General features: G+C 70.3%; 11 protein-coding genes. 3 read left to right on the top strand and 8 right to left on the bottom strand.

The window, feature by feature from the left end; genetic code table 11:
• Positions 1-416 precede the first annotated feature (416 nt).
• A complete protein-coding gene (locus tag I8N67_RS18740; RefSeq protein WP_200304281.1) occupies positions 417-1,733 on the bottom strand; it encodes an Nramp family divalent metal transporter in 1,317 nt (438 codons plus the stop codon).
• Between the two features lie 199 nt (positions 1,734-1,932).
• Positions 1,933-2,343: an ATP-binding protein gene (locus I8N67_RS18735; RefSeq protein ID WP_200304320.1), complete on the bottom strand. Its 411-nt coding sequence runs from the start codon at positions 2,341-2,343 to the stop codon at positions 1,933-1,935.
• Positions 2,344-3,048: 705 nt separating this feature from the next.
• On the opposite strand from I8N67_RS18735, the gene I8N67_RS18730 reads away from it, so the two are divergent.
• Positions 3,049-4,428: a M14 family metallopeptidase gene (locus I8N67_RS18730; RefSeq protein WP_200304280.1), complete on the top strand. Its 1,380-nt coding sequence runs from the start codon at positions 3,049-3,051 to the stop codon at positions 4,426-4,428.
• 116 nt (positions 4,429-4,544) lie between these two features.
• Here I8N67_RS18730 and I8N67_RS18725 read toward each other — a convergent pair whose 3' ends face one another.
• The 5 genes from I8N67_RS18725 to I8N67_RS18705 form a co-directional block, all read right to left on the bottom strand.
• Positions 4,545-5,315, bottom strand: a complete 771-nt coding sequence (locus I8N67_RS18725) for a hypothetical protein (RefSeq protein WP_307835278.1) — start codon at positions 5,313-5,315, stop codon at positions 4,545-4,547.
• Between the two features lie 376 nt (positions 5,316-5,691).
• Positions 5,692-7,182 carry a GntP family permease gene (locus tag I8N67_RS18720; protein WP_200304278.1) on the bottom strand — a complete coding sequence of 497 codons (1,491 nt, stop codon included), beginning with the start codon at positions 7,180-7,182 and terminating at the stop codon, positions 5,692-5,694.
• Positions 7,183-7,343: 161 nt separating this feature from the next.
• Positions 7,344-7,790 (bottom strand): RidA family protein, encoded by a 447-nt coding sequence (locus tag I8N67_RS18715; protein ID WP_200304277.1) that lies wholly within the window; start codon positions 7,788-7,790, stop codon positions 7,344-7,346.
• Positions 7,787-8,548 (bottom strand): IclR family transcriptional regulator, encoded by a 762-nt coding sequence (locus tag I8N67_RS18710; RefSeq protein WP_200304276.1) that lies wholly within the window; start codon positions 8,546-8,548, stop codon positions 7,787-7,789. The genes I8N67_RS18715 and I8N67_RS18710 overlap by 4 nt, the downstream gene beginning before the upstream one ends.
• Positions 8,545-9,621 (bottom strand): sugar kinase, encoded by a 1,077-nt coding sequence (locus tag I8N67_RS18705; RefSeq protein WP_372443740.1) that lies wholly within the window; start codon positions 9,619-9,621, stop codon positions 8,545-8,547. Before I8N67_RS18705 ends, I8N67_RS18710 begins: the two co-directional genes overlap by 4 nt.
• 150 nt (positions 9,622-9,771) lie before the next feature.
• Here I8N67_RS18705 and I8N67_RS18700 point away from each other — a divergent pair, with 150 nt between their 5' ends.
• Together I8N67_RS18700 and I8N67_RS18695 are read left to right on the top strand one after the other, a co-directional pair.
• Complete coding sequence (locus I8N67_RS18700; RefSeq protein ID WP_200304275.1) at positions 9,772-11,091, top strand: alanine racemase; 1,320 nt, start codon at positions 9,772-9,774, stop codon at positions 11,089-11,091.
• A gap of 49 nt (positions 11,092-11,140) precedes the next feature.
• Positions 11,141-12,763 carry an N-acyl-D-amino-acid deacylase family protein gene (locus I8N67_RS18695; protein ID WP_200304274.1) on the top strand — a complete coding sequence of 541 codons (1,623 nt, stop codon included), beginning with the start codon at positions 11,141-11,143 and terminating at the stop codon, positions 12,761-12,763.
• Between the two features lie 9 nt (positions 12,764-12,772).
• Here I8N67_RS18695 and I8N67_RS18690 read toward each other — a convergent pair whose 3' ends face one another.
• Entirely contained in the window at positions 12,773-13,696 is a 924-nt protein-coding gene (locus tag I8N67_RS18690; protein WP_200304273.1) for a trypsin-like serine peptidase, read from the bottom strand.
• Positions 13,697-13,739 lie beyond the last annotated feature (43 nt).

The raw sequence follows: 13,739 nt of genomic DNA, 5'->3' as shown, positions 1-13,739 counted from the left end.
CCCGGATGCGGGTGGGTGGTGAGGGTCAGCGGGGGGGGGTGGGTTGGCGGTGAGTCGAGGGCTGGTGCAGGGCGCGGGTGCAGCGCCGACCGCTGTGCCCGAGTCGGCGACCGTGCCGGAGTCGCCACCCGGCCTGTCTTCCCTCGCCCCCGGTTGGTCCACCACGGTTGGCGCGCTACCAAGGCAGGAAGACGACTCCTACGGTGACAAGGAGTTCGCCGCCGGCCCGGAGCGCCTGTCGGCGCGGGCCGCGTCGGCGCCGTAAGCCGTGGTGCACAGGGTGGAGCCGCGTGGGGACGCCTCCTCGACCGGGGCCGCCCCGCACGATGAGGACCGGCACTTCAGGCCACCGGCGAGAAGTGGAAGACGCTCGACTAGCCGCCCCTGCGCCCTCCGTCTCCCCGCCCCTTCGGGAGTCAGAAGAAGTTCGCCCACGGCTGGTCCCAGATCTGCTTCACCGCCAGGACCAGGAACAGCAGACCCGCGGTCACCAGCATCCCGTTGCTGACGTATCCGTTGCGCCATTCCCGTGGCGTACGGGAGGTGTTGAGGAGCCAGAGGAGGGTGCCGGCGAGGAAGGGGAGGAAGGCCGCGCCGAGGACGCCGTAGAGGATGATCAGGCGGAAGGGCTGGCCCTGGAAGAGCAGGACGATGGGCGGGAAGGTCAGCCAGAGCAGGTACGCGCGGAACGGCCAGGACTTCTCGCGTCGGCCGGAGGCGACCTCCTCGCCTGTCACCTTCCCCTCCCCCTTCCTGCGGAAGCGCTCCACGAAGTCCGCGAACATCAGGCTCACGCCGTGCCAGACGCCGATGAGGGAGGTGTACGAGGCGGCGAAGAAGCCGATCAGGAAGAACTTGGCGGTGGCCGTGCCGTACTCGTCGGCCAGGATGTCGCTGAGCTGGATCAGGCCCTTGTCGCCGCTGGCCATGGCGATGTTCGCGGAGTGCAGCAGCTCGGCGCCGACGAAGAGCATCGCGATCACGAAGATGCCGGTCGTGATGTACGCGACCCGGTTGTCGAGGCGCATGACCTTCATCCAGCCGGTGTTCGTCCAGCCCTTGGCGTTGACCCAGTAGCCGTACGCGGCCAGCGTGATCGTGCCGCCGACGCCGCCGATCAGGCCGAGGGTGTTGAGGACGGAGTCCTTCTCGTCGGGGAGGACGGGCAGGAGGCCGGCGAAGGCGTCGGGGAGGTTCGGGGTGACACGGATCGCCAGGTAGACCGTCACCACGAACATGACGCCCACGAGGACCGTCATGACCTTCTCGAAGACCTCGTACTTGTTGAACCAGACGAAGACCAGACCGGTCAGACCGCAGGCGATGGCCCACCACTTGAGGTCCATGACGTCCGGGAACAGTGCCTGCAGGGGCAGTGCGCTGGAGGACATCGCGGCGGCGCCGTACACGAAGCCCCAGATCACGACGTACACGACGAAGAACCACGTCGTCCAGCGGCCGAGGCTCGCCCAGCCGTCGAAGAGGGTGCGGCCGGTGGACAGATGCCAGCGGCCGGCCGCCTCGGCGAGGGAGATCTTGACGAGACAGCCGAGGACGGCCGCCCACAGCAGGGTGTAGCCGAAGTTGCTTCCCGCGATCAGGGTCGCCACCAGGTCGCCGGCGCCGACGCCGGTGGCGGCGACGACGATGCCGGGGCCTATGTACTTCCAGCTGGACTTGCGAGGGGCCGAAGTCGCTTCCCCGGCAGCTGTGTTGTCCGTGGTGTCAGCCATGTCGATCAAGAAAGCGCAAAGCCGGCGCGGGCACAAGAGGGCATGCGGTGAAGGAAACGGGGAGTGATCTTGATGGTCGGGGGCGGCGGAGTGGTGGGGGCGGTGGTGGGGGCGGGCCCCGGCGGCTGGGCGTGCCGCCGGGGCCCGGGCTGTGGTTCCGGGGCGGGTCGAGTGGCTCCGCGCTCCGGAACTCCGCGGGTCACGTCAGCTGTCGCCGGCCACAGCCGTCGGACCCGCACGTGCCGAGCTCGAACCACACGGTCTTGCCCGGCCCGTCCTGATGGCACCCCCAGCGCCCGGCGAGCGCGTCCACCAGGAACATCCCTCTGCCGCTCTCCGATATCTCCGTCGTCCGGCGCACCCTGGGTTCGCGGCCGTCGGCGTCCGACACCTCACAGCGCAGTACTCCGTGCGCGGCCGACAACGTCAGCTTCAGTCGGCTCTCCGCGTGCACCAGCGCATTGGTGACCAGCTCGCTCACCAGCAGCTCCGCCGTGTCGGTCTGGTCGAGCAGCCCCCATCCCTCCAGCTGCCTGCGCACCTGCGCGCGTGCCTGCGCGGCAGCGGTGGGACGGGGGTCGTACTCGACGCTCAAGTGGCCCGCACCCATGGGCGGTTGGGGGTACGAGGCGAAATGGGGGCCGGATTCCGGAAGGAGTCCCCCGGAGAGTTGCAGCATGCTTCCAGGGTTGCCCCCGCACGTACCCGGCACACGGGGAGGAATACCCGTTTCCAGCTGTGCATATACCTGTTTTCCGCCCGGGTACGTCCGGAAATGCTCACGTTCGGGGCTGATGGTCATGTACGTGGACGTGTATGGCTTACGCCTGCCTGGGGGCGCGCTGCGGGTGCGGCGGGGCGAGGCGGGTGGCGAGGCGGGTCTTGCCGACGCGCCGACGCCGACGCCGCCGGGGCCGGGGCCGGGGCCGGTGGGGATGACCAGCCGGGTTCTGGTCAACAGGCGGCGGCCTTCGGCGGGTTCGGGGTGGCGGTCGACGAAGGTGGTGGTGTCGACGGGGAGGTGGTCGCGGCTCGTCGCGGCGAACGCACTGCGCCGCCGCGCGCCGGCGCCGGCCGTTTCCCGGCTCACCTCGGCCATTTCCCTGCCCGTTTCCGGCCACGCCGACGGCGCGCTCTCCACGGTCACTCTTGACCTGGGCATGCCATGCCCGCACCATGAGCGCCACACCCGCACCAGGGCCTGTCGGGCACCCCACGGTCACCGGCAGGCCCGAGGCACGTCGCAAGGATCCACCCCCCGCTCCACTCCCCACCTTCCGGAGACCCCGGAATCCCTGGAGAAATAGGAGACTTCATGCGACTCCGCATACGCGGCAGTTCGGCGACGCCCGGCGGCACGGGCAGGAGATCAGGCCGCCGTACCGCCGCCCTCGCCACCCTGCTGGCGCTGGCCCTCGCGGCGCCGGTCGCCGCGACCACCACGGACGCGACGGCGACCAGCGCCGAGCGGCCCGAGGCCTCGGCGGACGACATCCGCCAGTACGAGGTCCACATGCACTCGGACACCAAGTCCCGTACGGCGCTGCAGCAGGCCGGCGTGACGGTGGACGACGCCGACGACCACTCGGTGTTCATCTCCGGGCGCGCCGACCAGATCAAGAAGCTGAGCCGACAGGGCTACGAGATCACGTCGTTGGGCGCGGCGCCGGACCGGTCGAACGGCGAGGACGACGTACGGCTCTTCGACTTCCCGTCCGCCGACTCGCTCTATCACAACTACGCGGAGATGACGAGCGAGATCAACTCCGTGGTCTCGGCGAACAGTTCCATCGTCAGCCAGCGGGTCATCGGCACCTCGTACCAGGGCCGGAACATCGTCGCCATCAAGATCAGCGACAACGTCGGCACGGACGAGGCCGAGCCCGAGGTGCTGTTCACCCACCATCAGCACGCCCGTGAGCACATGACCGTCGAGATGGCGCTCTATCTGGTCAACGAGCTGACCTCCGACTACGGCACCGACTCCCGGGTCACCAACATGGTGAACAACCGCGAGATCTGGATCGTCCCGGACCTCAACCCGGACGGCGGCGAGTACGACGTCGCCACCGGCTCGTACCGCTCGTGGCGCAAGAACCGGCAGCCCAACAGCGGTTCGTCGAGCGTCGGCACGGACCTCAACCGGAACTGGAACTACCGCTGGGGCTGCTGTGGCGGTTCGTCCGGGTCCACGTCGTCGGACACCTACCGGGGTGCCGCCGCCGAGTCGGCGCCCGAGGTGAAGGTCGTCGCGAACTTCGTGCGCAGCCGGGTCGTCGGCGGGGTCCAGCAGATCAAGACCGGCGTCGACTTCCACACGTACAGCGAGCTGGTGCTGTGGCCGTTCGGGTACACGACCGCCGATACGACGACGGGGATGACGGCGGACGACCGCAACGCGTTCGCGACGGTCGGCGGGAAGATGGCCGCGAGCAACGGGTACACGCCCGAGCAGTCCAGTGACCTGTACATCACGGACGGGTCGATCGACGACTGGCTGTGGGGCAACCAGAAGATTTTCGCCTATACATTCGAGATGTATCCGTCGTCGGCTTCGGGCGGTGGGTTCTACCCGCCCGACGAGGTCATCGCCCGGGAGACGGCGCGGAACCGGGACGCGGTGTTGCAGTTGCTGGAGAACTCGGACTGTATGTACCGGTCGATCGGCAAGGAGTCGCAGTACTGCGCCGCTTAGCTGCGCCGCTTAGCTGCGCCGCTTGAGCCGATGAGAGCTCGGGGGCTTCTGTGAGTGGGGAACTGCGGGCCGGTCGTGGCTGGTCGCGCAGTTCCCCGCGCCCCTGACGGGGCGCTCTACTCGTCCTTGGCCTTGGCCGCGTCCTTGGCCGCGTCGTTGCCCTCGGCCGCGTCCTCGGCCTCAGTCTCAACCTCGGACTTGGACTCGGGCTCAGTCTCACCCTCGACCTCGACCTCGACCTCGACCTCAGTCTCACCCTCGACCTCGACCTCGACCTCAGTCTCACCCTCGACCTCGACCTCGACCTCAGTCTCACCCTCGACCGCGTCCTCGGCCTCGCCGTCGTCGAAGTAGGCGTCCATGACCTCGTCGATCCGGGTCTCCCACTCGGCGTGCTGGGACTTGGCCGTGGCCTCGATCTCGAGGGGGTACCAGCGGCGGTCGGGAGTGTGGACGGTCACGGTGAAACGCTTGCCGAAGCGCGGGGACTCCGTCTCGATCGCGCCGATCTCGTCCCAGCGGAACTCGCACTCCTGGTCGTCCAGGTGCAGCCGTACGCCACGGCTGTCGGCGACGATCTTCGCGCGGCGGTCGGAGGCCTCGAAGACGGGACCGTCGTCGGTCTCCTCTTCCTCCGCCTCGTCCTCGTCCTCGGATTCCGCCTCGTCGGACGGCTCGTCCTGCTCCGGGGCAGCCTCGTCCGGCTCCACGGTCTCCGCCTGTTCCACGGTCTCCGCCTGCTCCGCGGATTCCGTCGGCTTGATGTCCTCCGGCTCCTCCTGCTTCTCCTTCTTCACGGACACCGGTGCCGTGATTCCGGGGATGTGCGACGGGTCGACCGCGGCGGCGGCCAGGGGCTGGCTGTTCGAACCAATGCGCTGCTCCACAGCGGGCAGTATGGTCGACGATGCTGTGCCGGGAACAGTCGGGCCAGGCATATGTCCGCATCTGGGTTTCACAACACGCCTCCAGCCGAGGTCTTCCCTCCGGAGAACCGGGCATCGGGGGCGGACCGGTGGCCGTGTGGCGGGTGTGTTCGACGAGACGTGACGAGACGAGCACGGTCGTGCACGCGCGGGCCGACAGCCCCCGGCGAGGGGTGGGCCAAGCCCGTACGCCGTCACTGGCGGCGGGGGCCCGTCCAGCGCGGCGTCCACGACCGACCGGTTCGCGGGGCGGGTGCGCGGCTGGGGGCGTAGGGGTGCGGGATGTGGAGGCTGGACAGGCGGTCCGGGGGGCGGCGGACGGCCTGTGGTCTGTCGGCTATACGAACAGGCTCAGGGTCGCGGCCACCGCGAAGCCTGCCACCGAGAGGACCGTTTCCAGGACTGTCCAGGTTTTGAGGGTGTCTCGTTCGCTGATGCCGAAGTACTTGGCGACGATCCAGAAGCCGCCGTCGTTGACGTGGGAGGCGAAGATCGAGCCGGCCGAGATGGCCATGATGACGAGGGCGATGAAGGCCTGGGAGTGGTCGCCCTCGGCGAGGAGGGGGGCCACGATGCCGGCCGTGGTGACGATCGCGACCGTGGCCGAGCCCTGGGCGACCCGCAGGGCCACCGAGAGCAGGTAGGACAGGACGATCACCGGCAGGCCCACGTCGTTGAACGTGTCCGAGAGGGCCTGGGCCACCCCGCTCGCCTTCAGTACGGCGCCGAAGACCCCGCCCGCGCCCACCACCAGCAGGATGTTGCCCACCGGCTTCAGCGACGACGTCGACACCGTCTCCAGCGACTTGCGGGACCAGCCGCGGCGGATGCCGAGGAGGTAGTACGCGAGGAGGAGGGCGAGCGTCAGGGCGACGAAGGGGTGGCCGAAGAACTCGATCAGCGAGCGGAGGGTGGAGGGGTCCAGGGCGATGGAGGAGAAGGTCGCGGCGAGGATCAGCAGGAGGGGCGTGCCGATGATGAGGAAGACCGTGGAGAGCGGGACCGGCTTCTCCTGGGGTTCCACACCGTCCGCGCGCTGTTCGTCGAGGACCGCCCGGCGGGACTCCTCGGCCGCCTCCAGCATGTCCTGCGGTACGGGTACGAAGATGCGGCGGCCGATCCAGGCGGCGTACGCCCAGGCGGCGAGTACGGCCGGGATGCCGCAGACGACGCCCATCAGGATCACCCAGCCGAGGTCCACGTGGAGCAGGCCCGCGGCGGCCACCGGGCCGGGGTGCGGGGGCAGGAACGCGTGGGTCATCGACAGGCCGGCGAGGAGCGGGAGGCAGTAGAGGAGGATCGACTTGCCCATGGGGGTCCCCCCGGGACGGAGCTCGTCGGAGTCTTGGGGGAGCTTGGCAGCCGCGTAGACGATCGGGGCGAGGACGAAGATGCCGACGTCGAAGAAGACCGGGATGCCGAAGATCAGGCCGGTCAGACCCATCGCGAGTGGGGCTCGCTTCTCACCGAAGAGGTTCAGGAGGCGGGACGCCAACACCTCGGCGCCACCGCTGACTTCGAGGATCGCGCCGAGCATCGTGCCCAGGCCGATGATGATCGTGACGTGCCCGAGGATGCCGCCCATGCCGGACTCGATGGTCGAGACGGCGTCGCTTCGCTGGACCGTGCCGAAGAGTTCGGTGACCGACAGTCCGGTGAGGAGGCCGACGGCTATGGAGACGGCGAGGAGGGCTACGAAGGGCTGGAGTCTCGTCTTGATGATCAGGAAGAGCAGGAGGGCTATGCCGAGGACGGCGACGGTGAGGAGGCCGGCCGTGCCGTCTATGAGGAGGAGCAGGCCGCCGGTGTGGGGTGGGGTTTCGGACATTCGGGGGTCCTCTGGGTGGGGGCATGGTGTTTTCGGGCAGGGGGGATCGCCGTACGGGGTGCGGGGATTGTGGGGGGTGGTGCGTCATACCGGCCGGGTGCGGGTTGTTCGTGGCTGCTCGCGCAGTTCCCCGCGCCCCTTCGGGGCGCGGGTGTGCGGCCTCAGTCGTCCAGTACTGCCAGCGCGTCGATCTCGATCAGCAGGCCCGCCGGGAGGCCGACGTAGACCGTCGTGCGGGCCGAGGGGACCGCGGTGAGGTGCTCTTCGAAGTAGGCGTTGTAGATCTCGTTCAGCTCGGCGAAGTGGGCCGTGTCGGTCAGGTAGACGCGGATCATCATCACGTCGTCCCAGGTGGCGCCGCCCTCCTCCAGGATCGCCTGGACGTTGGCGAGGGTCTGGAGGGTCTGTTCGCGCAGGGTGGGGCCGGCGGTGGTCGGGGGCTCGCCCTCGACGGCCGGAAGGAAGCCGACCTGGCCGGCGACCTGGAGGATGTTGCCCTTCCTGACGCCGTGGGAGAACTTCGCGGGCGGGGCGGTGTGCGTCTTGGGGGTGAGCGCGATCTTGCCGGTCCGGCCTGCCTTGTCGGCGCTGTCTGTGCTGTCGGTCATACGGAGTCCTTCACTGAGGTTCTGCCGGAGTACTCCCCGCTGATCGCGTCCGCCGTGCGGCGTACCAGGGGGAGCAGGGTGAGGAGTTCGTCGGCGGTGACGACGACGTTGGGGGCGGAGACCGACATCGCGGCGACGACCCGGCCGTCGGCGCCGCGGATGGGTGCGGCGACGCAGTTGATGGACTCCTCGTGGCCGCCGAGATCGGTGGCCCAGCCCTGTTCGCGCACCCTCGCCAGCTCCTTGAGGAAGGCGGGGGCGTTGGGGGTCGAACGGGACGTGTACATGGGGTAGTCGAGCTTCTCCGCGAAGGCGCGGCGCTCGGGTTCGGGGAGGTCGGCGAGGCAGAGCTTGGCGACGGCGGCGACGGTGATGGCGACCGGCTTGCCGATCCGGGAGTACATGCGGACCGGGTAGCGGCTCTCGACCTTGTCGATGTAGAGGACCTCGTTCTCCTCGTAGACGGCGAGGTGGACGGTGTGGCCGCACCGTTCGTTGAGGCGTGCGAGGTGGGGGTGGGCGATCTCGCGGATGTCGAGGTTCTCGACGGCCTCCTGCGCGAGGGCGAAGAGGCGGGCGCCGAGGCGGTAGCGCTGGTCGGACTGGCGGTAGACCAGGCCGTGTTCGTGGAGGGTCCGCAGGAGGCGCAGGGCCGTGGACTTGTGGACGCCCAGGCGGTCGGCGACCCGGCCGAGGTCGGCGGGGCCCTCGGCGAGCAGCGGCAGGATGCTCAGCGCTCGGTCGACGGTCTGGCTCATGGGGTGCGTACCTCCTCCTCGGCCCTGGGCGCGGTCTGCGTCGTCCGCGCGGTCTGGGTCGTCCAGCCGGGGCCGAGTCGAAGTGTCCCCCACGCCTCGTCGTCCAGGGCGGCCAGGCGATCGGCGTGGTCACGGGAGGGCGGGGTGCCGAGGTCGCCGGGGACGGTGAGGGCGGCGGCGGCCATGAGGTGGCCGTGACGCAGCCGGTCGCGTACGGGCAGGCCGCGCAGCGTGGCGGAGAGGAACCCGGCGGCGAAGGCGTCCCCCGCGCCGACGGCGGCGACGACGTCGACGTGGAGGGCGGGGACGACGACATCGACGTCCGCATCCGTCGCATCCGTGCCCTCGGCGAACGCGACCGCCCCGTGCCGGCCCTGTTTGACGACCACGAGGTCCGGTTCGGGGAGCGCGTCCCGGATGGCGCGGGCTCCGTGCAGCCCCCAGGCGGCGCGGGCCTCGTCCGCGCCGACGAAGACGACGTCGGCGCGGCGGGCGAGGTCGAGCAGGACACGCGGGCCGTGTGAACCGCGCGGCCCGTCGGTGTCGGGCCAGAGACCCGGCCGGTGGTTGACGTCGAAGGAGACGAGCGGCCGTCCGGGGCGTGGCTCGGTCAGCTCCCGGAGGAGTGCGAGGCAGTCGTCGGAGAGGGCCGCCGTGATGCCGGACAGGTGCAGTACGCGCCCGGCGCGCACCGCCGCCAGGTCCACCGTCTCCGTCGACATCGCCGAGGCGGCCGAGCCGGCCCGGTAGTAGGCCACCTCGTGGGCTTCGGTGTCGCGGTCCCCCGCCGTACGGAAGTACACGCCCGTCGGCCGCGCCGGGTCCCGTCGTACGGACGTCACGTCCACGCCGTAGCCCCCTATCGTCTCGACCAGGTGGTCCCCGAACCCGTCGGCTCCCACCCGGCTCACCCACCGGACCGGGTGCCCGGCCGCCGCGAGGGCGCACGCGACGTTGGACTCGGCGCCGCCGATGGTCCGGTCGAAGGAGGGGACGTCGGCGAGGCGGCCCGGCCGGGTGGGCAGGAAGGTGACCATGGACTCGCCGAGCGTCACGACGTCCACGACATCCACTACGGGGGCTCCTCGTCGGGTCTGCTAGGCCGACACGGCCTGGGAGGCGGGCACCGTTGACCCGGTGCTGGCTGGGATGTTAGACAGCAGTGAGCGACATACGCAATGAACGTTGCATATCCTGCAACGCACTTCATCAGGGAGGCTCCCATGAGTGTCGTGAGTGTCGAGGCGCTCGCCCGTCTGGCCGCCGAACGCGTCGACCACCGCTTCAAGGGCCTCCCGCCGGACGCCGACGGCCTGACGGTGTCCGAGCTGGCCGCGCAGCGCCGGAACCTGTTCACCGGCGGCTTCACCACACCCGTGCTCGCCCTGTCCGCCGAGCGCCTTGAGCACAATCTGGCGCTGATGGAGACCTATTCCGCCCGCCACGGCCTCGCCTTCGCGCCGCACGGCAAGACGTCCATGGCGCCGCAGCTGTTCTGGCGGCAGGTCGAGCGCGGTGCATGGGGCATCACCCTCGCCGTACCCCATCAGGTGCGCGTGGCAAGGGAGTTCGGGATCGAGCGGGTCTTCCTCGCCAACGAGGTCGTGGACGCCACGGCCCTGCGCTGGATCGCCGCCGAACTCGCGGTTGACCCGTCCTTCCGGTTCGTCTGCTACGTCGACTCCGTGCGCGGCGTCGAACTGATGGACGCGGCGCTACGCGGTTCCGCGCGCCCGGCACGGCCGGTGGACGTCGTCGTGGAGCTCGGCGCGGGCGAGGGCGCGCGTACCGGGGTCCGTACGGAGGAGGAGTGCGCGGCGGTGGCGGACGCGGTGGCCGGGGTCGACACGCTGCGGCTGGTCGGGGTCGCCGGGTACGAGGGCGAGGTGCCGCGGGCCGACCCGGAGCGGGTGCGGGCGTGGCTGCGCCGGCTCACCGCCCTGGCCGTCGAATTCGACAAGGCGGGACGGTTCGCGGGTCTTGACGAGGTGATGGTCAGCGCGGGTGGCAGCGCGTGGTTCGACGCGGTCGCCGACGTCTTCGCCGAGCTGCCCGAACTCTCCGTGCCCGTACTGAAGTTGCTGCGGTCGGGCGCGTACGTCTCGCACGACGCGGGGCACTACCTGCGGATCACCCCGTTCAACCGTGTCCCCGAGGAGGGCGCCCTTGAGCCCGCCTTCCGGCTCTGGGCCCAGGTCGTCTCCCGCCCCTCCCCCGACCAGGCCTTCGCCAACGCCGGCAAGCGCGACGCCGCGTACGACCTGGACCTGCCCGCCGCCGAGGTCGTGCGGGACGCCGGCACGGGCGCGGTCCTGGACGCCACGGGGATCACGGTGACGGGCCTCTCCGACCAGCACGCGTGGCTGCGTACGGAGGCGGAGGCGGGGGCGGGGGCGGGGGCGGGGGCGGGGGCGAGGCTGGAGGTCGGGGACTGGGTGGGGCTGGGGCTGTCGCATCCGTGCACGTCGTTCGACAAGTGGAAGCTGATCCCGGTGGTGGAGGCGGACGGGACGGTCGTGGACTACGTCCGGACGTTCTTCTGAGCCCATCTGAGCCCAGCGGCACGTACCTCCTACTTGAAAGGTGACGCACATGGACCTGGTCATCCGTGACGCCGAGGTCGTGGACGGTTCCGGCGAGCCCTCCTACCGCGCCGACGTGGTCGTGGCGGACGGCAGGATCACCGGCATCGTCAAGGAGGCCGCCGCCGCGGGGTGCCAGCGCCCCAGGGCCCAGCGGGAGCTGGACGCCGAGGGCCTGGTCCTGGCCCCCGGTTTCATCGACATGCACGCCCACAGCGACCTCGCGCTCCTGCGGGACCCGGAACACACCGCGAAGGCGGCGCAGGGGGTGACCCTGGAGGTCCTCGGCCAGGACGGCCTGTCGTACGCGCCGGTCGACGACCGCACTCTCGAAGAGGTCCGCCGCGCGATCACCGGCTGGAACGGCTACGGCGAGGACATCGACTTCAGCTGGCGCTCGGTCGGCGAGTACCTGGACCGCCTCGACCACGGCTTCGACGGCGAGGGCATCGCCGTGAACGCCGCGTACCTCGTCCCGCAAGGCACCGTACGGATGCTCGCGGTGGGCTGGGAGAACCGGGAGGCGACGCCTCAAGAGCTGGACCGGATGCGGGAGTTGGTCACCGCCGGACTGCGGGAGGGCGCGGTCGGCATGTCGTCGGGGCTCACCTACACCCCCGGCATGTACGCCAAGGACGCCGAACTCACCGAACTGTGCCGGGTGGTGGCGGAACACGGCGGCTACTACTGCCCGCACCACCGCTCGTACGGCGCGGGGGCCCTCCAGGCGTACGAGGAGATGGTCGCCCTCACCCGTGAGGCCGGCTGCGCCCTCCATCTGGCCCACGCCACCATGAACTTCGGCGTGAACAAGGGCCGGGCCCCGGAGCTTCTCGCCCTCCTCGACGACGCGCTCGCGACCGGCGCGGACATCACCCTCGACACCTACCCGTACACCCCCGGCTGTACGACGCTCGTGGCGATGCTGCCCAGTTGGGCGAGCGAGGGCGGTCCCGAGGCGATCCTCGCGCGGCTGAAGGACGACGACACGGCCGTACGCATCCGGCACGACATGGAGGTCGTGGGCGCGGACGGCTGCCACGGGGTGCCCATCGAGTGGGACACGATCGAGATCTCCGGGGTCGCCGATCCGGCGCTCGCGGCGTCGTACGGCGGCAGGACGATCGCCCGGTCCGCCGAAGCGAACGGCGAGGAACCGTGGGTCACCGCCCGCCGGCTGCTCGTCGAGGACCGGCTCGGGTCGACGATCCTCCAGCACGTCGGGCACGAGGAGAACGTACGCGCGATCATGCGCCACCCCGTGCACACCGGCGGCTCCGACGGCATCCTGCGCGGCGACAAGCCGCATCCGCGCGCGTACGGGACGTTCCCGCACTATCTCGGCCGGTACGTACGGGAGTTGGGCGTGCTCTCCCTGGAGGAGTGCGTCGCCCACCTCACGTCCCGCCCCGCCGCCCGGCTGCGGCTACCCGACCGCGGACTCGTCCGCGAGGGCTACCGCGCCGACCTGGTCCTCTTCGACCCGGCGACCGTGGCCGCCGGGTCGACATACGAGGCACCGCGCACCCTGCCCACCGGCATCCCGTACGTCCTGGTCGACGGCCGCTTCGTCATCGAGGACGGCCGCCGGACGGACGTGCTGGCGGGCCGGGCGATCCGGCGCGGCGCCTGAGGGGGTTCGCTACGGCTTGGGGAGTACGCAGCCGTCGGCGTCGAGGTCGAGCTTGTTGTCCACGCCGAAGCAGGAGGGGACGTGCCAGGTCTCCTGGGCGTAGTTGATGCCCTGGCGGACGGTCACCGTGCCGTTCGCGTCGACCTCGCAGGGGTTGTTGACGGTGCAGCTCTCGCCGTCCTCGTTGCCCGTGTTGTTGACGCCGACGACCTTGCCGGTGGCGTTGTTGAGGACCGGGGATCCCGAGGTGCCGCCGATGGTGTTGCAGGCGGAGGTGTACCGGATCGAGTCCTTCCAGGTCCAGTCACCCTCCTTCAGGCGGTACGCGAACCCGTCGACGCTGCAGCTGTAGGTCCGCTTCCAGTACCCGGAGACGACGGTTATGGGGGTGCCGGCGGTCGGGTGGGCGGTGTCGTAGACGAGCGCGTCGATGCCGTACGAGCTCTTGATCTGCGCGTATGTGGTGGTGAGTTGGTACAGCGCCATGTCCGTGTCGGTCATCGTGCCGTACGCGATCTTGCTGGCCCGGAGGGTGCCGACGCGGGTGCCGGCGGAGTTGAGCAGGCCGAAGGTGCGGGTGGAGGCCTGGTCGACGACGACCTCGCCCGGCTCCGGGAAGCCGCTCTCCAGACAGTGGCCGTTGGTCATGACCAGCGCCGGGTCATTGTCCTCGGAGTCGGGCATCCGGACGACCGAGCCGGAGCAGTTGCTGAGCGAGACGGTGCCGGCGAAGTTCACGGCCTGGATGCTGGGGCCGGCCAGGACGCCGTTCACCAGGGAGGTCGCGGAGTCGACGACATCCGTCACCGCGGTCCCGGACTGGGCCGACTTCCCCGGCGACGCGGCCGAGGCATCCGGCGCCGCGACCGCGGGTGCCGCGCCCGCCCCGGTGATCACCAGGGCGAACAGCGCGGCTGCGAGAGGCTTTCTCATGTGGGGGTCCCCTCTTGCTACGTAAGTGGGTGAGTTACGTGAG

The organism is Streptomyces adelaidensis, from assembly GCF_016598475.1.
Taxonomy (GTDB): Bacteria; Actinomycetota; Actinomycetes; order Streptomycetales; family Streptomycetaceae; genus Streptomyces; species Streptomyces adelaidensis.
The sequence above is the reverse complement of the archived record's forward strand: the minus strand, read 5'-3'. Positions and strand labels throughout refer to the sequence as shown.